At 68.6% G+C, this 26502-nt stretch carries 15 protein-coding genes and 1 pseudogene; 14 read left to right on the plus strand and 2 right to left on the minus strand.

Going from position 1 to position 26502, the window contains the following annotated elements; translation table 11 throughout:
• Window positions 1–79: 79 nt before the first annotated feature.
• On the minus strand, window positions 80–277 hold the full coding sequence (locus tag ABTY98_RS36720; protein WP_352225459.1) for a DUF4236 domain-containing protein: 198 nt from the start codon (window positions 275–277) through the stop codon (window positions 80–82).
• A 371-nt stretch (window positions 278–648) separates the two neighbouring features.
• On the opposite strand from ABTY98_RS36720, the gene acnA reads away from it, so the two are divergent.
• The 5 genes and pseudogenes from acnA to ABTY98_RS36745 all read left to right on the plus strand — a co-directional run bounded on the left by acnA (window position 649) and on the right by ABTY98_RS36745 (window position 10027).
• Window positions 649–3366 carry an aconitate hydratase AcnA gene (acnA, locus tag ABTY98_RS36725; RefSeq protein WP_352225460.1) on the plus strand — a complete coding sequence of 906 codons (2718 nt, stop codon included), beginning with the start codon at window positions 649–651 and terminating at the stop codon, window positions 3364–3366.
• A gap of 142 nt (window positions 3367–3508) precedes the next feature.
• Window positions 3509–4234 carry a response regulator transcription factor gene (locus ABTY98_RS36730; RefSeq protein ID WP_352225462.1) on the plus strand — a complete coding sequence of 242 codons (726 nt, stop codon included), beginning with the start codon at window positions 3509–3511 and terminating at the stop codon, window positions 4232–4234.
• Window positions 4231–5742, plus strand: coding sequence for a HAMP domain-containing sensor histidine kinase (locus ABTY98_RS36735; protein ID WP_352225463.1), 1512 nt, complete (start codon window positions 4231–4233; stop codon window positions 5740–5742). The genes ABTY98_RS36730 and ABTY98_RS36735 overlap by 4 nt, the downstream gene beginning before the upstream one ends.
• 49 nt (window positions 5743–5791) lie before the next feature.
• Window positions 5792–6385 (plus strand): annotated as a pseudogene (locus ABTY98_RS36740) (phosphohydrolase).
• 360 nt (window positions 6386–6745) lie between these two features.
• Window positions 6746–10027, plus strand: coding sequence for a GH92 family glycosyl hydrolase (locus ABTY98_RS36745; protein ID WP_352225464.1), 3282 nt, complete (start codon window positions 6746–6748; stop codon window positions 10025–10027).
• Between the two features lie 51 nt (window positions 10028–10078).
• Here ABTY98_RS36745 and ABTY98_RS36750 read toward each other — a convergent pair whose 3' ends face one another.
• The gene (locus tag ABTY98_RS36750; RefSeq protein ID WP_352225481.1) at window positions 10079–13822 is read right to left on the minus strand and encodes a GH92 family glycosyl hydrolase; all 3744 of its coding nucleotides are present in this window, start codon (window positions 13820–13822) and stop codon (window positions 10079–10081) included.
• Between the two features lie 424 nt (window positions 13823–14246).
• Here ABTY98_RS36750 and ngcE point away from each other — a divergent pair, with 424 nt between their 5' ends.
• The 9 genes from ngcE (at window position 14247) to ABTY98_RS36795 (ending at window position 26499) form a co-directional block, all read left to right on the plus strand.
• The gene (gene ngcE, locus ABTY98_RS36755; RefSeq protein WP_352225465.1) at window positions 14247–15698 is read left to right on the plus strand and encodes an N-acetylglucosamine/diacetylchitobiose ABC transporter substrate-binding protein; all 1452 of its coding nucleotides are present in this window, start codon (window positions 14247–14249) and stop codon (window positions 15696–15698) included.
• 29 nt (window positions 15699–15727) lie between these two features.
• Window positions 15728–16654, plus strand: a complete 927-nt coding sequence (locus ABTY98_RS36760; protein WP_352225466.1) for a carbohydrate ABC transporter permease — start codon at window positions 15728–15730, stop codon at window positions 16652–16654.
• A gap of 4 nt (window positions 16655–16658) precedes the next feature.
• On the plus strand, window positions 16659–17561 hold the full coding sequence (locus ABTY98_RS36765) for a carbohydrate ABC transporter permease (RefSeq protein ID WP_352225467.1): 903 nt from the start codon (window positions 16659–16661) through the stop codon (window positions 17559–17561).
• A 250-nt stretch (window positions 17562–17811) separates the two neighbouring features.
• Window positions 17812–19011 carry an ROK family transcriptional regulator gene (locus tag ABTY98_RS36770; protein WP_352225468.1) on the plus strand — a complete coding sequence of 400 codons (1200 nt, stop codon included), beginning with the start codon at window positions 17812–17814 and terminating at the stop codon, window positions 19009–19011.
• 121 nt (window positions 19012–19132) lie between these two features.
• Window positions 19133–20239 (plus strand): sugar ABC transporter substrate-binding protein, encoded by a 1107-nt coding sequence (locus ABTY98_RS36775; RefSeq protein ID WP_352225469.1) that lies wholly within the window; start codon window positions 19133–19135, stop codon window positions 20237–20239.
• 332 nt (window positions 20240–20571) lie between these two features.
• Entirely contained in the window at window positions 20572–21363 is a 792-nt protein-coding gene (locus ABTY98_RS36780) for an ATP-binding cassette domain-containing protein (protein WP_352225470.1), read from the plus strand.
• Entirely contained in the window at window positions 21360–22718 is a 1359-nt protein-coding gene (locus ABTY98_RS36785) for a sugar ABC transporter permease (protein ID WP_502994446.1), read from the plus strand. The genes ABTY98_RS36780 and ABTY98_RS36785 overlap by 4 nt, the downstream gene beginning before the upstream one ends.
• A 192-nt stretch (window positions 22719–22910) precedes the next feature.
• Complete coding sequence (gene dxs / locus ABTY98_RS36790; RefSeq protein WP_352225471.1) at window positions 22911–24827, plus strand: 1-deoxy-D-xylulose-5-phosphate synthase; 1917 nt, start codon at window positions 22911–22913, stop codon at window positions 24825–24827.
• Between the two features lie 175 nt (window positions 24828–25002).
• Window positions 25003–26499, plus strand: a complete 1497-nt coding sequence (locus tag ABTY98_RS36795; RefSeq protein ID WP_352225472.1) for an amino acid permease — start codon at window positions 25003–25005, stop codon at window positions 26497–26499.
• The last annotated feature ends 3 nt before the right edge of the window (window positions 26500–26502 follow it).

A 26502-nucleotide genomic window follows, 5' to 3' on the forward strand; every position in this document is an offset into this window, starting at 1 on the left:
CGCCGACTGCTCCCCGGCGGAGGCCGGCCGGATGGCGCCGCGGGCCGGACCGCTCACGTCTCCGGTCCGCCCGCGGACGTCATCGCCGACGTTCCCGGGACGTGTGCCGCCACCCGAAGGGTCCGGGCAGATCCATCGACGTCGTCCGGCGTCCCGTGCTGCTGTGCGTGTGGCGGGGCCCGTGCCTGCCCCCGGTGGTGATGGACCAGGAGTGCCGATTGATGTTGAGGCGCACTCCGGGCAGGATCCGAAAGCTCTTCCGGAAGGTGAGCGGCATGACTGCGTCTCCTTTCGCTTCCTCCGTCGGCTACCCCCGCTCCGCCAACTGATGGGCGCGAAACCCGGATTCACTCACGAGCGCGCGTTCGGAACGTGGAGATCCGCTCCCACGCGCCCGCTCGGGCTGTGGTGACCAGCCCCCGGGACCCGGCTCCGGACACGCCACGGGGACAGGGAGGGCGGGTCCGGGCATGACCATTCCGCGCCGGTGTACTAGAGTTATCTCGACATCGAGATATCTGCCCAGGCGCACCGTAGCCGCCCCTTCTAGTAAGGCATGCCTAACTTAGTCTGACCTTACTGGATCGGCCAAGTCGGCGTGGCGGCACGATTGACGGTGGTACGCGCACATCAATGAAGGAGACTGTCGTGTCGGCGAACAGCTTCGACGCCCGCAGCACGCTGCAGGTGGGCGACGAGTCGTACGAGATCTTCCGGCTGGACAAGGTGGAAGGCTCGGCTCGCCTTCCGTACAGCCTGAAGGTGCTGCTGGAGAACCTGCTCCGCACCGAGGACGGCGCGAACATCACCGCCGACCACATCCGTGCCCTCGGCACCTGGGACTCGCAGGCCCAGCCCAGCCAGGAGATCCAGTTCACGCCGGCGCGCGTGATCATGCAGGACTTCACCGGCGTTCCGTGTGTCGTGGACCTTGCCACCATGCGTGAGGCCGTCAAGGAGCTCGGCGGCGACCCGGCGAAGATCAACCCGCTGGCCCCGGCCGAGCTGGTCATCGACCACTCCGTCATCGCCGACAAGTTCGGCACGAACGACGCCTTCAAGCAGAACGTCGAGCTGGAGTACGGCCGCAACCGCGAGCGCTACCAGTTCCTGCGCTGGGGCCAGACCGCGTTCGACGAGTTCAAGGTCGTCCCGCCGGGCACCGGCATCGTCCACCAGGTCAACATCGAGCACCTCGCGCGTACCGTCATGGTCCGCAACGGGCAGGCGTACCCCGACACCCTGGTCGGCACCGACTCGCACACCACCATGGTCAACGGCCTCGGTGTGCTGGGCTGGGGCGTCGGCGGCATCGAGGCCGAGGCCGCCATGCTCGGCCAGCCGGTCTCCATGCTCATCCCGCGTGTCGTCGGCTTCAAGCTGACCGGTGAGCTCAAGCCCGGCACCACCGCCACCGACCTCGTGCTCACCATCACCGAGATGCTCCGCAAGCACGGTGTGGTCGGCAAGTTCGTGGAGTTCTACGGCGAGGGCGTCGCCGCCACCTCGCTCGCCAACCGCGCCACCATCGGCAACATGTCGCCGGAGTTCGGCTCCACCGCCGCGATCTTCCCGATCGACGACGAGACCCTCAACTACCTGCGCCTGACCGGCCGCTCCGACCAGCAGGTCGCGCTCGTCGAGGCGTACGCCAAGGAGCAGGGCCTCTGGCTGGACCCGAAGGCCGAGCCCGACTTCTCCGAGAAGCTGGAGCTGGACCTGTCGACGGTCGTCCCCTCGATCGCCGGCCCGAAGCGCCCGCAGGACCGTATCGTCCTCGCCAACGCCGCCGAGCAGTTCAAGCAGGATGTCCGCAATTACGTGGACGTCGTGGACGAGGCCGGTGTCGAGTCCTTCCCGGCCTCGGACGCCCCGGCCCTCCGCCCCAACGGCGCCCCGTCCAACCCGGTCCAGGTCACCGCCCCCGACGGCACGACCTACACGATCGACCACGGCGCGGTCACCGTCGCGGCCATCACCTCCTGCACCAACACCTCCAACCCGTACGTCATGGTCGCCGCCGCGCTGGTGGCCAAGAAGGCGGTCGAGAAGGGCCTGACCCGCAAGCCCTGGGTCAAGACCACCCTCGCCCCGGGTTCCAAGGTCGTCACCGACTACTTCGAGAAGGCGGGCCTGACCCCGTATCTCGACAAGGTCGGCTTCAACCTGGTCGGTTACGGCTGCACCACCTGCATCGGCAACTCCGGCCCGCTGCCGGAGGAGGTCTCCAAGGCCGTCAACGACCACGACCTCGCGGTCACCTCGGTCCTCTCCGGCAACCGGAACTTCGAGGGCCGTATCAACCCCGACGTCAAGATGAACTACCTGGCCTCCCCGCCGCTGGTCGTCGCCTACGCCCTCGCCGGTTCCATGAAGGTGGACATCACCCGCGACGCGCTCGGCACCGACACCGAGGGCAAGCCTGTCTACCTCAAGGACATCTGGCCGACCGAGGCCGAGGTCAACGAGGTCGTCGCGAACGCGATCGGCGAGGACATGTTCAACAAGTCCTACGCCGACGTCTTCGCCGGCGACGCCCAGTGGCAGTCGCTGCCGATCCCGACCGGCGACACCTTCGAGTGGGACGCGGAGTCGACGTACGTCCGCAAGCCCCCCTACTTCGAGGGCATGGCGCACGAGCCGTCCCCGGTCACCGACATCACCGGCGCCCGCGTCCTCGCCAAGCTCGGCGACTCGGTCACCACCGACCACATCTCGCCCGCCGGTGCCATCAAGGCCGACACCCCGGCCGGCAAGTACCTCACCGAGCACGGTGTGGAGCGTCGTGACTTCAACTCCTACGGCTCCCGCCGAGGCAACCACGAGGTCATGATCCGCGGTACCTTCGCCAACATCCGCCTGCGCAACCAGATCGCGCCGGGCACCGAGGGCGGCTACACCCGCGACTTCACCCAGGCCGACGCGCCGGTGGCGTTCATCTACGACGCCTCCCGCAACTACATCGAGCAGGGCATCCCGCTGGTCGTCCTGGCCGGCAAGGAGTACGGCTCCGGTTCGTCCCGCGACTGGGCCGCCAAGGGCACCGCGCTGCTCGGCGTGAAGGCCGTCATCGCCGAGTCGTACGAGCGCATCCACCGCTCGAACCTCATCGGCATGGGCGTCCTCCCGCTGCAGTTCCCGGAGGGCGCGACCGCCGAGTCCCTCGGTCTGACCGGCGAGGAGACCTTCTCCTTCACCGGTGTCGAGGAGCTCAACGACGGCACCACGCCGCGCACGGTCAAGGTCACCACCGACACGGGCGTCGACTTCGACGCGGTCGTCCGGATCGACACCCCCGGCGAGGCCGACTACTACCGCAACGGCGGCATCATGCAGTACGTGCTGCGCAGCCTGCTCCGCAAGTAGCCTTCAGAGGCCTGTGAGGGCCGCGTCCCCGGTCAGCCGGGGGCGCGGCCCTTCGCCGTACCTGTGCGCGACCGCCGCGGGACATCGCCAGGGCTCAGTCGGAACACAGCATTCCCCCAGCGGACCGGCACAGACTTGATACATGTCTGCCACCGCAGGGTCCCGAACCGGCCGAGTCCGCGTCCTGACCGTCGACGACGAGCCCGTTCTCACCGAAGTGCTCTCCGCCGCCGTCGCGGACGCGGGCTGGCGCCCCTACCCCGCGCTCGACGGACAGACGGCCCTGCGACCGGCACGCGGCCGCACCCCGCACGCGGTGGTGCGCGACGGGATGCTGCCCGACCTCGACGGCCTCCAGGTACTGCGCAGACTGCGCTACGAGATGCCGAGGCTGCCCGTCCTGATGCTCACCGCCCGCGATGCCGTCGAACACCGTATCGACGGCCTGGAAGCGGGGGCCGATGACTACGTCACCAAGCCCTTCTCCGTGGCGGAGGTGATGCTGCGGCTGCGCGGACTGCTGCGCCGGGCCGGCACCGAACGGCCCCCCGCCGACGACTCCGTGCGCGTCCTCGGTGACCTGGTGCTGACCGGCGAGTCCCGCGAGGTACCGCGGGCCGGCACCCCGATCAGGCTCACCGCCAAGGAGTTCGACCTGCTCAGCCTGCTCCTGGACCATCCACGCCAGGTGCTGAGCAAGGCACAGATCCTCGACCACGTCTGGAGCACGTCCTTCGACGGCGGCGGCAACCTGGTCGAGGTCTGCATCTCCAGCCTCCGCCGCAAGATCGACCGGGGCCGTACGCCGATGATCCACACCGTCCGCGGCATGGGCTATGTCGTACGCCCCGTGGAGGAAGGCAGATGACCGCCCGGCCGCGGAGCCGGTCGCTGCGCACGCGGCTGCTCGTCTTCATCACCGCCGTCCTGGTCTGCGTCTGCGCAGTGATGGCCCTGACCACCGTCTTCGCCCAACGTGCCTTTCTGATGGGCAACCTGGACGACCGGGTGCGCGACGCGGTCGAGCGCAACGCGGGCGGCGCCGCCCTGCATCCCGAGCTGACCCGCGACCTGACCTTCCTCAACGAGGGCGGACAGCCGGCCGGCATGCTCGCGGCCCGCATCGACACCCAGGGCGACATCCTCAGCGCGGCCGTGGTCACCCAGGACGCGCCCCCGCGCTCGCTCACCACCGCCCAGACCGACGCCCTCAAGGGCCTCGCGCCGGACGGCTCGCCCGGCACCCGCACGGTTCCCGGCCTCGGCACCTACCGGGTCGCCGCCCTGGACGCGAGCGGCGTCCGCGTCGTGACCGGCCTCCCCATGGACGACGTCCTGGACACGATCGGAGACCTCGTGGAGGTCGAGGTCGCGGTCGCCGCGGTCGGTCTCATGGTCGCGGGCTGCCTGTGCGCGGTGGTGATACGACGACAGCTGCGTCCCCTCGGCCGGGTCGCCGCAACCGCCGTCGAGGTCTCCCACGCACCCCTCGGTCACGGCCAGGTCACCGGCCTGACCCGGGTACCGGAACGGGACACCGACCCCGGCAGCGAGGCCGGCCAGGTCGGCGCCGCCCTCAACCGCATGATCGACCATGTCGAGGCCTCCCTCGCGGAACGCCGGCGCAGCGAGGAACAGGTGCGCCGCAGCGAGGAGCGCATGCGCCGCTTCCTGGCCGACGCCAGCCACGAACTGCGCACCCCGCTCGCCTCGATCGCCGGATACGCCGAGTTGATGAACCGCGGCACCGACCGCATCGAACCGGGCCTGGCCTGGCGCCGGGTCAACGCCGAGTCGGCCCGGATGCGCAGTCTGGTCGAGGACCTGTTGCTGCTCGCCCGTCTCGACGAGGGACGGCCGCTGCAGTCCGCGGAGGTCGACATGGCCGCGCTGGTCGCGGAGGCGGTGTGGGACGCGCGGGTGGCGGGCGCCGCTCATGTCTGGCAGCTCGAACTCAACCTGGATGGCCCGGCGTTGGTCCTGGGCGACGAGGCCCGGTTGCACCAGGTGGTGGCCAACCTGCTGGCCAACGCGCGGATGCACACGCCCGCGGGTACGACGGTGACCGCCACGGTCGAGGCAACCGCCGCCACCTGCGTGATCCGCGTCCACGACGACGGGCCGGGCATCCCGCCCGAGCTCCTTCCCGCCGTCTTCGAACGCTTCACCCGCGCCGACTCCTCCCGCACCCGCGCCGGCGTCCTGGAGGGCGGTTCGGGGCTGGGCCTGGCCATCGTCGCGGCGATCACCACGGCCCACGACGGCCACATCAAGGTGCAGAGCACTCCGGGCCGCACGGAGTTCACCCTGGAACTCCCGCCGGCCGAACTCCCGTCGGCCGACACCGTGCTACGGGCCCGCCCCGCCTCCGTATAAGCGCGCTGAAAACGGCAACGGACGGCACGGCTCGCCCTACCCTTGCCGAATGACATCCACCGCCCCTCTCCTGAGGGCGCTGCACGACCCCGGGGACCCGCCGCCGCGTCCACTCCCGGAGCGGGCGGCGGCGCTGTTGCGGGAACTCGACGCGCCGCCTCGGCCGGCGGCCCATCCGAGGGCGGTGCACGACGTGGCCTGCCGGCTGGTCGACTGGGTGGAGCGGCGGTACCCGGAGACTCCCTTCCACCGGGACGCCGTGCTCTTCGGCGCGGCCACGCATGACATAGGGAAGACGGCCCACATCGGCGAACTATCCGGCCCCGGCTCGGCACACTAGGAGACCGGCCGTGAATTGCTGCTGTTCCGGGGCATCGCCCCCGGTCCGGCCCGCGTCGCCGGCATCCACGCGAGCTGGACCCTGCCGGACATCGGTGTCGAGGACCTGCTGGTCAGCGTCGCCGACAAGATCTGGAAGAACAAGCGCGTCCCGGACCTGGAGGACCGTCTCGTCCGAAGGATCACCGAGGGAAGCGGCCGCCCGATGTGGGAGGAGTTCCTGGAACTGGACGACTTCCTGACCGAGGCGGGGGAGGCCGCCGACGCCCGGCTGGCCTTCCAGGCGTCGTTTCCGGTGTGTTGACGTCGCTGGTCCGCTCTGGGCGGACCCGGTGTAGGTGCACACCGGGTCCGCGAGCCGGGCAGGCGAGGGGGGTGGGGGCCTGCCCGGGGGGGAAGTGGCTCGAACTGCCTCTTGCGCACTCTGCTGTTCGGCTTGTGTCGACGCCGTGACGCACGACAACGTTGTCTCATGGTCTGTACATGACTCTACCGTCTCAACCGACAACGATGTCAACCCACTTCGGGTAGCCCGACCGGGTGAACCGGACCTTTCCTGCCGAGATGTGTGCGGTCTTCCGTGCTACGGGTGGCGCACGTTACTGTCCCTGCGGCTTGTGCGACCTGTGGTGCGCGACCCGTCCTGAGGAGGAGGGGCCGCGTCATGCGTTTCCGTCCCATGTCCCTGCTGCTGGCCGCGGTGCTCGCGACCGGCGGTGCCACCCCCGCCCTCGCGGCGACCGCGAGCGGGCCACCCGAACTGGTCCCCCAACTGGTCAAGGACCCCACGGCGTACGTGGATCCGCTGATCGGCACCAAGAACGGCGGCAACACCTTCCCGGGCGCCGTCGTGCCGTTCGGCATGCTCTCCTGGAGCCCGGAGAACACCAGGGGCGACGCGACCAGAACCGCCGCGCCCGGCGGCTACCAGTACGACGCCACCCGCATCCGCGGCTTCAGCCTCACCCATATGTCCGGCACCGGCTGCGCGGGCGGCAGCGGCGACATGCCGTTCTTCCCGTACGCCGGTGAGGTCACCTCGTCCCCCGCGAGCGACACCAAGGACGCCGTCTACGCCTCGGACTTCAGCCACACCGACGAGACCGCCGAACCCGGCCACTACAAGGTCGGTCTCGCCTCCGGCGTCACCGCCGACCTCACCGCGACCACCCGAACCGGCTCGGCCCGGTTCACCTACCCGGACGGCAAACCGGCCTCGTTGCTCGTCCGCACCGCCAACTCCGAAGTGGGCTCGGCCGATTCGACGGTCACCATCGACCCGGCCACCCACACCATCTCCGGCTCGGTCACCTCGGGCGACTTCTGCGGCTACCTCGACCCGGAGGGCCAACGCGCCTACTACACCCTGTACTTCACCGCCCACTTCGACCGCGCCTTCACCGCTACCGGCACCTGGCAGGACGACAGGCTCACCCCGGGGTCGACGACCGCCTCCGGCGGCACCGGCGGCTTCGCGAACGGCGGGCGTCCGGTCGCGGGCAAGGGGGCGGGCGGATACGTCGAGTTCGCGCCCGGCACCGGCCCGGTGAACGCCAAGGTCGGTATCTCGTACGTCAGTCAGGGCGCGGCCGAGGCCAACCTCAGGGCGGAGAACCCACCCGGCCGCTCCTTCGACGCCGTCCGCGAGGCGGCCCACCGCGCCTGGCGCGACCGCCTCGGTGCCCTCCGCGTCGGTGGCGGCACGGACACCGACCGCACCACCTTCTACACGGCCCTCTACCACTCGCTCTTCCACCCGAGCGTGATCAGCGACGCCGACGGCCGCTACCGGGGCGGCGACGACCAGGTGCACCGCGTCGGACGCGGCCACCGGGCGCAGTACGGCACCTTCTCCGGCTGGGACGTCTACCGCGACCAGGTCCAGCTGCTCACCCTGCTGGATCCCGGGACCGGCTCGGACATCGCCCAGTCGCTCTACGAACTCGCCCGGCAGAACGGCGGGGTCTGGGACCGCTGGCTGCACGGCGCGAGCGGCACCCACGTCATGAACGGCGACCCCTCGCCCACCGCCCTCGCCGGCATCCGCGCCTTCGGCGGCACCGGCTTCGACCTGAAGGGCGCCCTGGACTCCCTGGTGAAGGCGGCCACGGTACCGACCGCACAGGACCTGTCGCCGGCGGGCAAGCCTGTGCTGTCGGTAGGCCAACGCCCCTCCCTGGACAAGTACCTGGACAAGCACTACATGCCCTCCGTGTCGAACGCCTGGGGTGGCGCGGCCGAGACGCTGGAGATGTCCACGGCCGACTTCGCCCTCTCCCAACTCGCCTCGGCGGCGGGGGAGAAGCGCACCGCGGCCGCCTTCGCCGACCGTTCCCAGTGGTGGCAGAACAACTTCAACATCGCCGCCGATCCCACCGGCGGTTACATCGCCAACCGCAAGGCCGACGGCAGCTGGGTCACCGGCTTCACCCCTGCCACCGGCAACGGGTTCGTGGAGGGCACGGCCGCCCAGTACACCTGGATGGTCCAGCACAACCCGGCCGGGCTGTTCGCCGCGATGGGCGGCACGGACCAGGCCCTCGCCCGCCTCGACGCCTTCTTCCACAACAGCGACGGCAGTTGGGCCTTCACCGGCAGCGGGGGTGACAAGTCCGAACTGGACAACGAGCCCTCGGTCAACGTGCCCTACCTGTACGACTACGCGGGCGCCCCGTACAAGGCGCAGCGGACCGTCCGCGCGGCCATGACCACGCTCTGGTCCACCGGTCCGGGCGGTATCCCCGGCAACGACGACCTCGGCGCGATGTCGTCCTGGTACGTCTTCTCGGCGCTCGGCATGTACCCCCAGGTCCCGTCCCGTGCCGAACTCGTCCTCGCCTCACCCCTGTTCGAGCGCGTGGAGATCGACCGCCCGCACGGCAACGACATCTCGATCCGCGCCCGGGGAGCGGCCGCGGACGCCCCCTACGTCCAGTCCCTGAAGGTCAACGGCCGTGCCAGTGACCGCTCTTGGCTCGGCAGTTCCTTCGTCCGTGACGGCGGCCGTCTCGACTACACCCTCTCCGCCACCCCGAACCGCACCTGGGGAACCTCCTCCGTGCCGCCGTCCTTCCGCCAGGGCGAGCAGCCGTACCAGATCGGCGTCGGACCGACCACCGCGACGCTCGCCCCCGGTGACAGCGCTCAGGTCGCCATCCGCGCCCTGTCCCTCACGGGCGGCACCGGCCCGGAGGTCCGCTTCCGGGTGGAGACCCCGGACGGCGTCAAGGCCACCCCGGCCGAGGGCACGGTGACCGACGGCTCCCAGCGGATAACCCTCTCCACCACCCGTGGCACCCCGCAGGGCTATTACGACGTGCAGGTCACGGTGACCTCCACCGGCACCTCCTACTCCCAGCCGGTCGCCCTGACCGTCGCCGCCCCGGGCACCCTCCTCGCCGCCTACGACAACACCGGTGTCTCGGACGACGTCGGTGACCACGACGAGGCCGACTTCGACGGCGGCGGCTGGAGCTACTCCCGCCAGGCCCTCGCCGCGGCCGGCCTCACCGCGGGCGCCCAGGGCACGGTCGACGGCCTGACCTACACCTGGCCGAGTGCCCCCGCCGGCCGCCCCGACAACGCGACAGCGGCGGCCCAGACCGTCGAACTCGCCACCCCGGCGGGCAGGTTGTCCTTCCTCGGCAGCGCCACCAACGGCAACCAGTCCGCGCCGGCGACCGTCACCTACACCGACGGCACCACCGGCACGGTCGATCTCTCCTTCACCGACTGGACCGTCGGCGGCGGAGGCGGCACCGTCCAGTACGGCAACGAGACCGTGGCGAAGACCGCGTACCGCAATGTCGCGGGGGCGGACAAGGACCTCGTGGCGACCTACGTCTTCGCGACCAAGCCGTTCGATGCGCCGGCGGGCAAGAGCATCAAGAGCGTCCGGCTCCCCGACAACACCGACCTGCACGTGTTCACCCTCGCCACCGGGTGAAGAAAGGGGGGGCGGACCCGAACGGGCCCGCCCCCTTCTCCGTGCCGTGCCTCAGGCCAGCAACTCCACCTCCGACAGCGTCGATTGGCCGTCCAGGACGAGCCGGTAGTGCGCGTACGTCCCGGGCGTACGGACCGTGAACGCGCGGGTCTGCAGGTCCCAGGCGAAGGTCTCGCCCGAACGCCGGTCCACCGTCCGCCAGTCGGTGCCGTCGGTCGAGGCCTGGAGGGTCCAGCCCGTCGGGGCCTTCGTGTGGTCCGCCGGTGAGGTGAGGGTGTACTGGATCCCCTTGACCGACCTGCTCACCGGCAGGTCCACCGAGGTCACCGCCTGCTCCGTCGCCGACGTGTTGTCGAACAGGGAGCCGTCACCCTTCAGGACGTCCGCGCGCGGGGTGGGGACCTTGTCGTCCTCGGCGATCGACACCGGGCCGGCGTTCTTGCCCGTGCCCCAGGTCGACGGCTTCGGGCCCATCGCGAAGTCGATGATCCCGCCCTTGGAGATGAGCGAGTGGGGGAGCGAAGTCGACGTCCAGATACGGCCGTTGACCCGCACGCCCTGCACGTAGACGTTCGTCGCGCTGTTCCGCTGTGCCCGGATCACCAGGTCGTGGCCGTTCTCCAGGTGGACCGTCGCCTTCTTGAACAGGGGGGAGCCGATCGAGTAGTCGCCGCTGCCCATCGCCAGCGGGTAGAAGCCGAGAGCCGAGAAGAGGTACCAGGCCGACTGCTCGCCGTTGTCCTCGTCGCCGTGGTAGCCCTGGCCGATCTCGCTGCCCAGGTAGAGCCGGGAGAGCGCCTCGCGGACGTAGGCCTGGGCCTTCCAGGGTTCGCCGGCCGCGTCGTACATGTAGATGACGTGGTGGGCGACCTGGTTGGAGTGGCCGTACATGCCCATCCGGACGTCCCTGGCCTCGGTCATCTCGTGGATGACCCCGCCGTACGAGCCGACGAAGTCGGCGGAGGCCGTCTCGGGTGTCGCGAAGTACTCGTCCAGCTTGTCCGCGAGTCCTGCCCGGCCGCCGTACAGGTTGGCGAGGCCCCTGCTGTCCTGCGGGGCGGTGAAGGCGTAGCCCCAGCCGTTGGTCTCGGTGTAGTCGTAACCCCACACCCGCGGGTCGTACGACGACGAGTCCACCCGCCACCTGCCCTGGGCGTCCTTGCCCTGGAAGAAGCCGGCCTTGGAGTCGAAGAGGTTCACATAGTCCTGGGCGCGGTTGAGGAAGTAGTCCGACTCCTCCTTGTAGCGCTTCTCGCCGGTCTTCTTGTACAGGGCCAGGCCCATCTCGGCGATGCCGTAGTCGTTGACGTACCCCTCCATCGCCCACGACAGGCCCTCACGGGTGTCGTCGCTGGTGTAGCCGAGGAAGGGCGAGGTCGACATGCCCTTGCGGCCCACGCCGGAGGAGGGCGGGACGACCGTCGCGTTCTTCACGGCCGCCTCGTACGCCGCCTTCGCGTCGAAGTGCACGCCCTTGACGTACGCGTCCGCGAACGCCACGTCCGAGGAGGTGCCGGTCATCAGGTCGGCGTAGCCGGGGGAGGACCAGCGCGAGGTCCAGCCGCCGTCCTTGTACTGCTGAACGAACCCGTCGACCATCTCGCCCGCCTGGCTGGGCGTCAGGAGTGAGTAGGCGGGCCACGTCGTGCGATACGTGTCCCAGAAGCCGTTGTTGACGTAGACCTTGCCGTCCACGATCTTCGCGCCGGTGTGCGTCGGAGTGTCCTGACTGGTCATCGGCGAGAAGGGGGAGGCGTACTGGTCCTTCGAACCGACCTTCTCGAAACCGGAGTTGGGATACAGGTACAGCCGGTACATGCTGGAGTAGAGGCTGGTCAGCTGGTCCGCGGTGGCGCCCTCCACCTCGACCTTGCCGAACAGTTTGTCCCAGACCTTCTGGGCATGCGTCTTCACCGTGTCGAAGGTGGTGCCGTCGGGGATCTCCTGGCGCAGGTTGTCCTTCGCCTGGTCGACGCTGATCAGGGAGGTGGCCAGGCGCAGGGTGACGGTGTGGTCGGCGCCCGTGTCGAAGCGCAGATAGCCCTTGACCCCGCTGGAGTCGCCGCCGGTCACCGGCTTGTCGAAGACGCCGTAGACGAAGAGGCGGGTGGCGCCGGTCGACAGGCCGGACTTGACGTCGGAGTAGCCGGTGACGACCCCGTGCTCCTTGTCGAGGGTCAGGCCCGCCTGCTCGGTGACGTTGTCGAAGATCACGCTCGCGTCGTCGCCCGGGTAGGTGAAGCGCAGCGCGGCGGCGTGATCGGTCGGCGCTATCTCGGCCTTGAGGCCGTTCTCGAAGCGCACGCCGTAGTAGTACGGCCGCGCGGTCTCGTTCTCGTGCCGGAAGGCCAGCTCGCGTGCCTCCCGGCCGGTGTCCGGGGTGCCGGCGGCGACGGACGGCATCAGCTGGAAGGTCTGCCGGTCGCCCATCCAGGGGCTGGGCTCATGGCTCGCGCTGAACGCCTGGATCGTCGGCAGGTTGGCGTCGTTGTTCGCGCGTGCGTACTCGTACAGCCAGCTCAGCGAGGACGCGTTGGTCACCGGCGTCCAGAAGTTGAAGCCGTGCGGCAGCGCCGTCGCCGGGAAGTCGTTGCCGCGCGAGAAACTGCCGCTGGAGTTGGTGCCGCGGGTGGTCAGCGCGTAGTCGGACAGATGCGCCTTGGGCTTCTCGGGAGCGACGCTCCTGATGTCCACGTCGTCGATCCAGCCCCGGAACTTGGCCGGGCCCGCCGGGGAGTCGTACCCCACGAGTATCCGGTCGACGGTCTTGCCGGCCGCGACCGAACCGATCACCGACGAGACATCGTTCCACTGGTTGACGTACAGCCCCTTCGACGCGCCCTGCCCGCGCGGCGACAGTGCGAAGCCGTGCTGGTCCACCGCCCCGAGGCCGCTCAGATACGTGCCGTCGGTGAAGGCCAGGTCCACGGAGACGTTGGTGGCGTCGTAGTCGAGGTCGCCGTCGGCCATCGAGGGGAAGATCCGGTACGACAACCGCGTGTCGCGGCCGACCTTCACGTTCACGTCGAAGACCTTGTTGTACGAGTACGCCCGCCCGCTCGCCGTGTGCCGGCCCGCGTAGCGCAGCGCACGGGTCCCGGTGAAGCCCGCCCGTGCCTTCGCGGTCGGCGAGCCGCTCGGGCCCTTGTCGACCAGCGAGAGCATGTCCTGGGGCACCGGACCGCCGCTGCCGCCCGTGGAGAACTGGACGTCGGCGATCTGCAGGATGTCCGGGGCGCCGTTGTTCTTCGTGACGTCGAGCCGGAAGTGCTGGTACTCGGCGGGTGCGGAGAGGTCGTACGAGCTGGTCTGGAACCGTTCGGCGAAGCTCTCGCCCGTGCGGGTGTCGACCGTCTTCCAGTCCTTGCCGTCCGTCGAGCCCTGGAGGGTCCAGTCCGCGGGGTCGCGTTCGGCGTAGTCGTTCGCCGAGGTGAGGGCGTACGTCACCAGCTTGATGGGCTTGTCGAAGTCGAACTCCACCCAGCCGGTGGGCTCGAAGGTGAGCCACTTGGTGCCCGGCTCGCCGTCGACGAGGTTCTCCTTGACCTCGTCCGCGCCGGTGTTCTCGCCGCTGGCCCGCATGTCGGTCACATGGTCGGTGACATTGCCGGGGATGCCGGTGGTGTAGCCGCCGTCGACGCCGGAGGCGCGCGGGGCGCCGCTGGGGTCCGTGTCGACCGTGTCGGTCCAGTCCGGTGACGGATCGCCAGACTCGAACGAGGATGCGAACTGCGTCGCGGCGGCCGGTGCCTTGGCCGGCAGGGCGACCGCGGCTCCCTGGGAGCCCAGGGTCATGACTACGGCGGCCGTGATCACGACCGCCGTACCAGATCTGTGTCCTGTTCTTCGCTGCGTTCTCCGCTGCATCACAACGGGTACCCTCCCTGCCACATGAGACAACGTTGTCAGATGCGTGGCGCAGGAACCAGTAGGTGGTCAAGTGGTCCGTGATGTCAAGGGCGTTGACTGCGGCATTCAGGGGTCTATGTCGGCTCTTTTTCCGGCAAGGCGTACTCAGGTCGCTCAGATTTCCGACAGGTCTCAACTAGGAAAAGACCCATGGCCAACCTTGCATTCGATCTTGCCCCGCTGGCGTGAAGTGGACTATACCTGTCGGCGTTTCCTGAGTGACTTCCTGCACGACCCAGCACTACCCGACCGCGGTGCCGGGGAGGATCCGGTTCACCGCCTGAGTCCTGGAGAAGGCGAGGACTTGAGCATGGGATCCACTTCCGCAGCCAAGCATGGTTCCGAAGGCGTCGGCCGCCGCGATCTGATCAAACGGTCAGCGGCACTCGGCCTGATTTCGGTCCCCACCGTCGGATTCCTCTCGGCCTGCGCCAGCAGCGGGGGAGGCGGCCAGTCCAAGGACAAGGCCGGCAAGAAGACGACCAAGAACCCGCTCGGCGTCAACGACACCGCCCAGATGGAATTCGTCCTCTTCGACGGCGGCTTCGGCAAGGAGTACGCCGAGGACGCGGTGAAGATCTACGAGAAGGACTTCCCGAAGGCCAAGGTCAAGTTCTCCGCCACCCAGAAGATCCAGTCCACCCTGCAGCCCCGTTTCAACCAGGGCACCCCGCCGGACCTCATCGACAACTCCGGTGCCGAGCAGATGGACATGGGCGTGCTGGTCGGCAAGAACCAGCTGGCCGATCTCACCCCGCTCCTCGACGCGCCGTCATATGACGACCCGAACAAGAAGGTCCGCGACACGCTGCGCCCCGGCATCGTCGAGATGGGTCAGTTCGACGGCAACCCGGTGTGGATCATGTACTACGCCTACACGGTGTACGGCGTCTGGTACTCGCAGAAGGCCCTGGACTCGCTCGACGCGGAGTACCCGCAGACCTGGGACCAGATGATCGCCGTCTGCGAGAAGGCCAAGAAGAAGGGCATGGCCGGCTGGACGTACGCGGGCAAGTACCCGTACTACATCCCCTTCTCGCTGTACCCGATGATCGGCAAGGTCGGCGGCGTCGAAGTCCTGAACGCGATCGACAACCTGGAGCCGAACGCCTGGAAGCACCCGGCCGTGAAGGCGTGTTTCGAGGCCTACTACGAGCTCTACAAGAAGGGCTACATCCTCAAGGGCACCCCCGGCCTGGACCACATCCAGTCGCAGACCGCCTGGGCGGAGGGCAAGGCCCTGTTCATCCCGAACGGCTCCTGGGTGGAGAACGAGTCGGCGAACGTCATCCCCTCCGACTTCAACCTCGCCGTCTCCGCGCCCACCGGCATCGACAAGAACGACAAGATGCCGTTCGGCACCATCTGGGCCTCCGGCGGCGAGCCGTTCATCGTCCCCGCCAAGGCGCAGAACGCCGAGGGCGGCATGGAGCAGCTGCGCATCATGCTCAGCGAGGCGTCCTCCAAGAACTTCACGTCCAAGGTGAAGTCGCTGACCGCGTACAACGGCGGCACCGACGGCATCACCCTCACCCCGGGCCTCACCTCCGGGGTCGCCGCGCTGAAGCTGGCCGGGTCGAACGTGGTCAACCCGCGGCTCCAGGACTGGTACGTGCAGCTTCAGAAGGAGAAGATCGGGGTGGCCGGCCTCGGCGAGATGATGGCCGGCCGACTGACCCCGGCGGAGGCGATCAAGAAGATCCAGGGCTTCGCCGACGAGGCCGCCAAGGACAGCTCGATCAAGCACTACAAGCACCAGTAACCGGAAACCCTCACCGCACCGGAGTGGCGATGCAGCACGGCAAGTACCGGTTCATTGTGGGGTTTCTGACGTTGCCCCTCGGACTGTACGCGCTCTTCGTGGTGTGGCCGTTCATCCAGTCCATCTACTACTCGTTCACGGACTGGACCGGCCTGAGCCCCGAATTCAAGATGGTCGGCCTGGACAACTACCGGAGGATGCTGCACGACGAGATCTTCTGGAAGTCCTTGCAGCACAGCTTGATGTTCGCGGTCGTGCTGCCGCTGGTGACGATCAGCCTTGCGCTGTTCTTCGCCTTCATGATCAATGTCGGTGGTCGCAGAAGGAGGGGCGGCCCGGTCGTCTCCGGCGTCCGGGGCTCTTCCTTCTACAAGATCGTCTATTTCTTCCCGCAGGTGCTGTCGATCGCGATCGTCTCGCTGCTGTTCGCCTTCGCGTACAACCCGGACAGCGGCGCGATCAATTCACTGCTGCGCGGAATTGGTCTGGACAACGTCCAGCCGCTGTGGCTCGGCGACCCGAGCCTGGCGCTGTGGTGTGTGATGGCCGTACTCGTCTGGTCCACGGTCGGTTTCTTCGTGGTCCTCTTCTCGGCGGGCATGGCGTCCATCCCCACGGATCTCTACGAGGCCGCCCTCCTCGACGGCGCAGGCCGGGCGACGACCTTCTTCCGCCTCACCCTGCCGCTGCTGTGGGACACCGTGCAGTCCGGCTGGGTCTACATGGGCATCCTCGCGCTGGGCGCCGAGTCGTTCGCAGTCGTACAGATCATGACGACCGGACCGGGCGGCCCCGACTACTCGACGACCGTGATGGTCCTGTACGTGTACCAGAAGGCGTTCCGGGACGGTCAGGCCGCCTACGCCACCACCATCGGCGTCGCCCTGCTGGTCGTCACGCTCGCCTTCGCGGCGGTCGTGATGCGGCTGGGCCGTCGCGAGCGGCTGGAGTACTGAAGCGATGACGACGACCGAGACCGACGCCACCGTCACCAAGGCCGAGGCCGCCCCCGCGCCGAAGCCGCCCCGGCGGCGGCGCGAGGGCGGGATCCTCAACGTCTTCTCCCACGGCATCCTGGTCCTCTGGGCGGTCATGGTGGTCATGCCGCTGCTGTGGGCGGTGATGACGTCCTTCAAGGACGACAGGTCCATCTTCAGCTCACCCTGGGCGCTGCCGGACAGGCTGCACTTCGACAACTGGGCGCGGGCGTGGACCGACGCCAACATGAGCGACTACTTCCTGAACACCATCCTGGTGGTGGGCGGTTCACTCATCGGCACCCTGGTGCTCGGCTCGATGGCGGCCTACGTCCTGGCCCGCTTCGACTTCCCGGGCAACCGCTTCATCTACTTCCTGTTCGTCGGCGGCATGAGCTTCCCGATCATGCTCGCGCTGGTCCCGCTGTTCTATGTCGTGAACAACATGGGCCTGCTGAACACGATCCACGGCCTGATCCTGGTCTACATCGCGTACTCGCTGCCGTTCACGGTCTTCTTCCTCACGGCGTTCTTCCGCACCCTGCCCACCTCGGTGGCCGAAGCCGCCTTCGTCGACGGCGCCTCCCACACCCGTACGTTCTTCCAGATCATGTTGCCGATGGCCAAGCCCGGTCTGATCAGTGTGGGGATCTTCAACTTCCTGGGCCAGTGGAACCAGTACATGCTCCCGACGGTCCTCAACACGGACCCCGACAAGCACGTCCTCACCCAGGGCCTGGTCCAGCTGGCGGTCAGCCAGGGTTACAAGGGTGACTGGTCGGGCCTGTTCGCCGGCCTGGTGATGGCGATGCTCCCGGTCCTGGCTGCGTACATCATCTTCCAGCGCCAGGTGGTGGCGGGCCTGACCGCGGGTGCTTTGAAGTAGGCGCCGCCCATCTGGTGATCCACCCCTCCCACACCCTCTCCGACCTGCTCATCAGTGGCCTGGACATGTCCAACGCATGTCCGCCGGGAAACCGCCGAGCCGTCAACGATTTCTGTCAAGGACTTGACGGCGGTAACCCGTTCAGCAGAGCTTGGAGTTCATAACTTGTAAGTGACCCGGTTCCAGTGATGTGACTTGGGTCACGTTGGCGGCACCGTGGCCGCCTCCGATGGCGGGAGTGGATGGGTCGATGGAGACTCCGGGGTCGCAGTCGTCGCTGCACCGAGCCAACCTGGAACGTGTCGTACGGGCCGTACGGCTGGCCGGATCGCTCACGCAGGCGGAGATCGCGCGCACGACCGGCCTGTCGGCGGCGACGGTCTCCAACATCGTGCGCGAGCTCAAGGACGGCGGAACCGTCGAGGTCACGCCCACATCGGCGGGCGGCCGCAGGGCCCGCAGTGTGAGTCTCAGCGGTGACGCCGGCATCGTCATAGGGGTCGACTTCGGCCACACCCACCTGCGCGTCGCGATCGGGAACCTCGCCCACCAGGTGCTCGCCGAGGAGTCCGAGCCCCTCGACGTGGACTCGTCGTCCAGTCAAGGCTTCGACAGGGCGGAAGAGCTGGTCAACCGCCTGATCGCGGCGACCGGCGTGGACCGCTCGAAGATCGCCGGCGTGGGCGTCGGCGTCCCCGGCCCGATCGACGTGGAGTCCGGCACCCTCGGCTCCAGCGCCATCCTGCCCGGCTGGATCGGCGCGAGACCCGCCGAGGAGCTCAGGCTCCGTCTCGGGGTCCCCGTGCACGTCGACAACGACGCCAACCTCGGCGCCCTCGGCGAGTTGGTCTGGGGCGGCGGCAAGGGCGTCCGTGATCTCGCCTACATCAAGGTCGCGAGCGGTGTCGGCGCCGGTCTGGTGATCAACGGGAAGATCTACCGGGGCCCAGGCGGCACAGCTGGCGAAATCGGGCATATCACACTCGACGAATCCGGCCCGGTCTGCCGCTGCGGCAACCGCGGCTGCCTGGAGACCTTCGCGGCGGCCCGCTATGTGCTGCCGTTGCTCCAGCCCAGTCACGGCAACGACCTGACCATGGAAGGCGTCGTACGGCTGGCCCGGGACGGCGATCCCGGCTGCCGTCGGGTGATCGCCGACGTCGGCCGGCACATCGGCAGCGGGGTGGCCAATCTCTGCAACCTGCTGAATCCGAGCCGGGTGGTCCTCGGCGGCGACCTCGCCGAGGCCGGAGAGCTGGTCCTGGCGCCCATCAGGGAGTCCGTGGGGCGCTACGCGATCCCCAGCGCCGCGCGCCAACTCTCGGTGCTTCCCGGGGCACTTGGCGGCCGTGCGGAGGTGCTCGGCGCACTCGCTCTCGCGCTCAGCGAGATGGGTGATTCGACCCTTTTGGACGGCACGTTGCCTGCCGTTGCACCTGCCTTCACTTAGAGAACGAATGGCGCCGTTGCCATCTCGTTAAGTATTTACTTCTTGACGCCGCAGTCACGGCCGAGTTGACTTCCAGCCACCTCGGCCGCAGCGTTGCGGCCCTGTCAGGGAGGCACCCCCAATGAACGCAACGATGCGTAGAGTCGTGATCGGCACCGCCGCTGTTTCCATGGCGCTGTCCGTCGCCGCCTGTGGCAAGGCCGGCGATGACAAGAAGAGCGACTCGTCCAGCAGCAGCTCCTCCGGTGGTAGCAAGACCATCGGCCTGCTGCTCCCCGACAGCGTGACCGCGCGCTACGAGAAGTTCGACAAGCCGTACTTCGAGGCGAAGGTCAGCTCGCTGTGTGCCGACTGCAAGGTCGAGTACGCGAACGCCGCCGGTGACTCGGCCAAGCAGGCCCAGCAGGTCAGCAGCATGATCACCAAGGGCGTCAAGGTCATCGTGATCTCGTCCCAGGACGCTGCCGCCATCAAGTCCTCCGTGCAGGCCGCCGTGGACAAGGGCATCAAGGTCGTCGCGTACGACCGCCTCGCCCAGGGCCCGGTCTCGGCCTTCGTCTCCTTCGACAACGTCAAGGTCGGCGAGCTGCAGGGCCAGGCCCTGCTCGACGCCCTCGGCTCCAAGGCGACCACCAAGTCCAAGGTCGTCATGATCAACGGTGACGACGCCGACCCGAACGCCGCCCAGTTCAAGCAGGGCGCGCACAAGGCCCTGGACGGCAAGGTCGACATCGCCTACGAGCAGTCCGGCCTGTGGAAGGACACCGTCGCCGCGCAGAAGGTCAAGGCGGCCATCACGCAGCTCGGTGCCAAGAACATCGCGGGCGTCTACTCCGCCAACGACGGCATGGCCGGTGGTATCGCCACCACCCTCAAGGGCGCCGGCATCAGCGGCATCCCGCTGACCGGTCAGGACGCGGAGCTCGCCGGTATCCAGCGCATCGTCGCCGGCACCCAGTCCTCCACCGTCTACAAGGCGTTCAAGCCGGAGGCCGAGGCCGCCGCCACCATCGCGGTGGACCTGCTGAACAACAAGAGCATCTCCTCGCTCGCCACCAGCACGCAGACCAGCGGCTCCGGCAACAAGGTGCCCTCGCAGCTGCTGACCCCGGTGTCGGTCACCAAGGCCAACATCAAGGACACGGTGATCAAGGACGGTCTGTACACCGTCTCCGACATCTGCACCGGCGAGTTCGCCAAGGCCTGCAAGGCCGCCGGCCTCCAGTAGTCCGGCCCGGCGTCCCGGAGCCGTCCGGCTCCGGCCCGTCAGCGCCCGGGTGATCGCAGTACGACACCCGGGCCCCCGCCGCCCGGCGCACCCGGCCCCTCCACAGGGCGCCCCGTCCGTCCGGCGGTCTCGCGAAACCCCTCCGACGCCCGCTCCGGCCTTCATACCCCGCTGCCGGAGCGGGCGTCGGACGGACCCGTTGCCAAGCGCAGCGGATTCGCGCATGTTCATCTTGTAAACCACGTGCGTACACCGACCAACCTGAGGTACCGCACGGCCCTCCGCGCCTGGCCACCAGGCGCGGCATCCCCGCCGGTCAGGCGGCGAAGGAGATGGTTCACGTGTCCGCTACGCCCGTGCTGGCGTTGCGCGGAGTCTCCAAGCGATTCGGTGCGGTCCAGGCACTCACCGATGTCGATCTGGAGGTCCACGCCGGAGAAGTGGTCGCCCTGGTGGGCGACAACGGCGCAGGAAAGTCGACCCTGGTCAAGACGATCGCGGGTGTGCACCCCATCGATGAGGGCGTCATCGAGTGGGACGGCAATCCGGTCAGCATCAACAAGCCGCACGACGCCCAGGGTCTCGGCGTCGCGACGGTCTACCAGGACCTCGCCCTCTGCGACAACCTCGACGTGGTCGGCAACCTCTTCCTCGGCCGTGAGCTGCTGCACCGCGGCGTCATCGACGAGGTGACGATGGAGAAGCAGGCCCGCGAGCTGCTGAGCACGCTCTCCATCCGCATCCCGAGCGTGCGCATCCCGATCGCCAGCCTCTCCGGTGGCCAGCGCCAGGTCGTGGCCATCGCCCGCGCCCTGATCGGCGACCCGAAGGTCGTCATTCTCGACGAGCCCACCGCGGCCCTCGGTGTCGAGCAGACCGCACAGGTCCTCGACCTGGTCGAGCGGCTGCGCGAGCGCAACCTCGCCGTCATCCTGATCAGCCACAACATGGCCGACGTGAAGGCGGTCGCGGACACCGTCGCCGTGCTGCGCCTGGGCAGGAACAACGGCTTCTTCCCCGTGAAGAGCACCAGCCATGAAGAGATCATCGCCGCGATCACGGGTGCCACGGACAACGCCGTGACCCGTCGTGCGGAGCGTCGCACCCCGGAGGCGGCAAAGTGAGTGAGACGTCGAACAAGACCGTAGAGGGCGACGAGTCGCCCAAGACCGAGAAGACCGCGGTAGCCGAGGCCGCCGCGGCCACCACGACGGTGGCCCCCGCCGACGACCCCACGGCCGCGCCGGTCGCGGTCGTCGACCCGCGGCTGCTGGTCCGTGAAGAGGGCTTCAAGGGCTACCTCACGGAGTTCAAGCGCCGGGTCCGGGGCGGCGAGCTGGGCTCGCTGCCGGTGGTCATCGGCCTGATCATCATCTGGACCATCTTCCAGGCGAAGAACAGCCTCTTCCTCAGCGCGGACAACCTCTCCAACATCAGCTACTTCCTCTCGGCCACCGGCATGCTCGCCATCGGCCTGGTGTTCGTACTGCTGCTCGGCGAGATCGACCTGTCCGTCGGTTCGGTGAGCGGCCTCGCCTCCACCGTGTTCGCCGTCTTCGTGGTCAACCACGGGATGAACGGCTGGCTGGCCCTGGTCCTCACGATCATCACGGGCATCGGCATCGGCGCGCTGCACGGCTGGTTCTTCGCGAAGATCGGCGTACCGGCGTTCGTGGTCACCCTGGCCGGCTTCCTCGGCTGGAACGGTCTGATGCTGTGGCTGCTGGGCGACAGCGGCACGATCAACATCCCGTCCGACAGCGGCCCGGTGCACCTCCTCGGCCAGAGCTCCTTCTTCATGGACCAGGCCATCATCGGCGCCTACCTGCTGGCCGGTCTCGGTGTGGTGCTCTCGGCCCTGGGCCAGTTCAACGAGCAGCGGCGGCGCCGTGCGGCGGGTGTGCCGTTCCGGCCCACCAGCGAGATCCTGATGCGCGTCGCCCTGCTGGCGATCGCGTCCTTCGTGGCGGCGGCGGTGCTGAACAACGCGTCCGGTGTCTCCAACGCGCTGGTGATCTTCCTCGCGTCGCTGGTCGTCGTCGACTTCGTGCTGCGTCGTACGACGTACGGCCGCAAGGTCTTCGCGGTCGGTGGCGGCATCGAGGCGGCGCGCCGTGCGGGTATCAGCGTGCCGATGGTCCGGATCACCGTGTTCGCGATCTCCGGTGGCTTCGCGGCGATCGGCGGTATGTTCTTCGCCGGTCAGACGGCGAGTGCGACGCTGAACGCGGGCGGCGGCAACACCCTCATGCTCGCCATCGCGGCGGCCGTCATCGGTGGTACCTCGCTGTTCGGTGGCCGGGGTTCGGTGTGGTCGGCGCTGCTGGGCATGCTGGTCATCCAGTCGATCCAGACCGGTCTCGACCTGCTGAACATGAACACGTCGATCCAGTACATGATCACGGGTGGCGTTCTGCTCGGCGCGGTGGTCATCGACTCCGTGTCCCGCCGGAGCCAGAAGGCCGCGGGTCGCGGCTGACGCCGATGAAGTGAGACATGTGCCCGGTGCCTTTCAGGCACCGGGCACAGTCGTGTCATAGGAAGGGCTCTCGATGGGTACGGCCGTTCGCGTGACCTATGACCCATGGGCCGGAGTCCGGCCGCCCGGGCGGAACATTAGACTCGACGAGCCCGGCAACAGCTCGATCAGCTCTACTGCAAGGAGGCACGGGTGCCGCTGCTGACCCGTATCAGGGGACCGCGCGATCTGGACGGGCTCAGCCCCGAGGAGCTGCTCCAGCTGGCAGAGGAGATCCGTAGCTTCCTCGTGGAAGCGGTGTCCAAGACCGGCGGACACCTTGGTCCCAACCTGGGCGTGGTCGAGCTCACCATCGCCCTGCACCGCGTCTTCGATTCGCCGAAGGACAAGGTGCTGTGGGACACCGGCCACCAGTCCTATGTGCACAAGCTGCTCACCGGCCGGCAGGACTTCTCCCGGCTGAAGCAGAAGGGCGGCCTGTCCGGCTACCCCTCGCAGGCCGAGTCCGAGCACGACGTCATCGAGAACAGCCACGCCTCCACGGTCCTCGGCTGGGCCGACGGCATCGCCAAGGGCAACCAGCTGCTCAAACGCGACAGCCATGTCGTCGCCGTGATCGGTGACGGTGCCCTCACCGGCGGAATGGCCTGGGAGGCGCTCAACAACATCGCCGACGCCAAGGACCGGCCGCTGGTCATCGTCGTCAATGACAACGAGCGGTCCTACGCCCCGACCATCGGCGGCCTCGCCAACCACCTGGCGACCCTGCGCACGACGGACGGCTACGAGCGGTTCCTCGCCCGCGGGAAGGACCTGCTGGAGCGCACGCCCGTCGTCGGAAGGCCGCTCTACGGCACCCTGCACGGCGCCAAGAAGGGCCTGAAGGACTTCATCGCCCCACAGGGCATGTTCGAGGACCTGGGCCTGAAGTACGTCGGCCCGATCGACGGCCACGACATGGAGGCCCTGGAGTCGGCCCTCGCCCGGGCCAAGCGGTTCGGCGGCCCGGTGATCGTGCACTGCCTCACCGAGAAGGGCCGCGGCTACCAGCCCGCCCTCCAGGACGAGGCCGACCGATTCCACGGCATCGGCCCCATCCACCCCGACACCGGCCTGCCGGTCAAGGCCTCCGGCGCCGACTGGACCTCCGTCTTCGGCGACGAGATGGTCAGGCTCGGCAAGGAGCGCGAGGACATCGTCGCCATCACGGCGGCCATGCTCCAGCCGGTCGGCCTGAAGAAGTTCGCCGACTCCTTCCCGGAGCGGATCTACGACGTCGGTATCGCCGAGCAGCATGGCGCCGTCTCCGCGGCGGGCCTCGCCACGGCCGGGCTGCACCCGGTCTTCGCCGTGTACGCCACCTTCCTCAACCGCGCCTTCGACCAGGTGCTGATGGACGTGGCCCTGCACAAGTGCGGGGTGACCTTCGTCCTGGACCGGGCCGGCGTCACCGGCACCGACGGCGCCTCCCACAACGGCATGTGGGACATGTCGATCCTCCAGGTCGTCCCCGGCCTGCGGCTCGCCGCCCCGCGCGACGCCGACCAGGTCCGCGCCCAGCTCCGCGAGGCCGTCGAGGTCGACGACGCACCGACCGTGGTCCGCTTCTCCAAGGGCGCCGTCGGCCCCGCCGTACCCGCCGTCGGCAAGGTGGGCGGCATGGACGTGCTGCGTGAGCCGGGCACCGACACCCCGGATGTGCTGCTGGTGTCGGTGGGGGCGCTGGCGCCCATGTGCCTGGAGATCGCCGGTCTCCTCGACAAGCAGGGCATCTCCACCACCGTCGTCGACCCGCGCTGGGTGAAGCCGGTGGACGAGGCGATGGCCCCGCTGGCCGAGCGGCACCGGGTGGTCGTCACGGTCGAGGACAACATCCGTGTCGGCGGCGTCGGCGCGACGGTCGCCCAGGCGCTCCGGGACGCGGGCGTGGACGTCCCGCTGCGCGACTTCGGCATCCCGCCCCGCTTCCTCGACCACGCGTCGAGGGGCGAGGTCATGACGGAGATCGGCCTGACGGCTCCGGACATCGCCCGCCAGGTGACGGGCCTGGTGGCCAAGCTGGACGGATCGACGGCCGAGGTGGACTCGGTGGAGCCGGCGAGGGATTAGAGGTCCCTGCGGGGCGCTCCAAAATGGCGCGGGGCGAAAACCGCCCAATGGGCTGGTTCCGCCACCTTCACCGGTGGCGGAACCAGCCCATTTGCGTGAACCTGCCTTTGCCGGGGCATACGCATCCCCGGTCCTCTCGATCATGTCGAGGACGACAAGCGTGGGAGGTAGGCAGGTGGCCAGTACGCTCTTCAGGACCAAGAACGTCGAACAGTCCATCCGGGACACCGAGGAACCGGAGCACGCGCTCAAGAAGTCGCTGTCGGCCCTGGACCTCACGGTCTTCGGCGTGGGTGTCATCATCGGCACCGGCATCTTCGTCCTGACCGGCACGGCCGCCAAGAACAGCGCCGGCCCCGCCGTCGCCCTCTCCTTCGTCGTGGCCGGTGTCGTCTGCGGCCTCGCCGCGCTCTGCTACGCGGAGTTCGCCTCCACCCTCCCGGTGGCGGGCTCCGCGTACACCTTCTCGTACGCCTCGCTCGGTGAGTTCCCGGCCTGGATCATCGGCTGGGACCTGGTGCTGGAGCTGGCGCTGGGCACGGCGGTGGTCGCCGTCGGCTGGTCGGGGTACATCCACTCGCTGCTCGACAACGCGGGCTGGCATCTGCCCCAGTACCTCAGCGGCCGCGACGGCGCCCACGGCTTCGGCTTCGACATCCTCGCCGCCGCCCTGGTCCTCGTGCTCACCGCGATCCTGGTAGTCGGCATGAAGCTCTCGGCCCGGGTCACCTCGGTCGTCGTCGCCATCAAGGTGGCCGTCGTCCTGGTCGTCATCATCGCGGGTGCCTTCTTCATCCACAGCGGCAACTACGACCCGTTCATCCCCAAGGAGCAGCCGGTGCCGGCGGGCGGCAACCTCAAGGCCCCGCTGATCCAGCTGATGATCGGCTGGGCGCCCTCCGACTTCGGCGTGATGGGCATCTTCACCGCCGCGTCCGTCGTCTTCTTCGCCTTCATCGGCTTCGACGTCGTCGCCACGGCCGCCGAGGAGACCCGCAACCCCCAGCGGGACGTGCCGCGCGGAATCATCGGCTCGCTGATCATCTGCACCGTGCTGTACGTCGCCGTGGCGATCGTGGTGACCGGCATGCAGAAGTACAGCTCGCTGTCCGTGGACGCCCCGCTCGCCGACGCGTTCAAAGCCACCGGGCACCCCTGGTTCGCGGGCCTGATCAGCTTCGGCGCCGCCGTCGGCCTGACCACCGTCTGCATGATCCTGCTGCTCGGCCAGTCCCGGGTGTTCTTCGCGATGAGCCGGGACGGGCTGCTGCCCCGGTTCTTCTCGCACACCCACCCGAGGTTCCGCACCCCGTACCGGCCGACCATCCTGCTGGGCGTCATCATCGCGATCGTCGCCGGCTTCACCAGCCTCAGCGAACTCGCCGAACTGGTGAACATCGGCACGCTCTTCGCCTTCATCGTCGTCGCGATCAGCGTGGTCATCCTGCGCCGGACCCGGCCCGACCTGGAGCGGTCCTTCCGCACCCCGTGGGTGCCGGTCCTGCCGATCGTGTCCGTGCTGGCGTCGCTGTGGCTGATGCTCAACCTGCCGGCCGAGACCTGGCTGCGGTTCGCCATCTGGATGGTCATCGGCCTGGTCGTCTACTTCTTCTACAGCCGCTCGCACAGCCGCCTCGCCGGGCAGGAGCGGACCTCCGTCGACGCTCGGTAATCA

The sequence above is a fragment of the Streptomyces sp. NPDC096040 genome (assembly GCF_040303265.1).
Classification (GTDB): domain Bacteria; phylum Actinomycetota; class Actinomycetes; order Streptomycetales; family Streptomycetaceae; genus Streptomyces.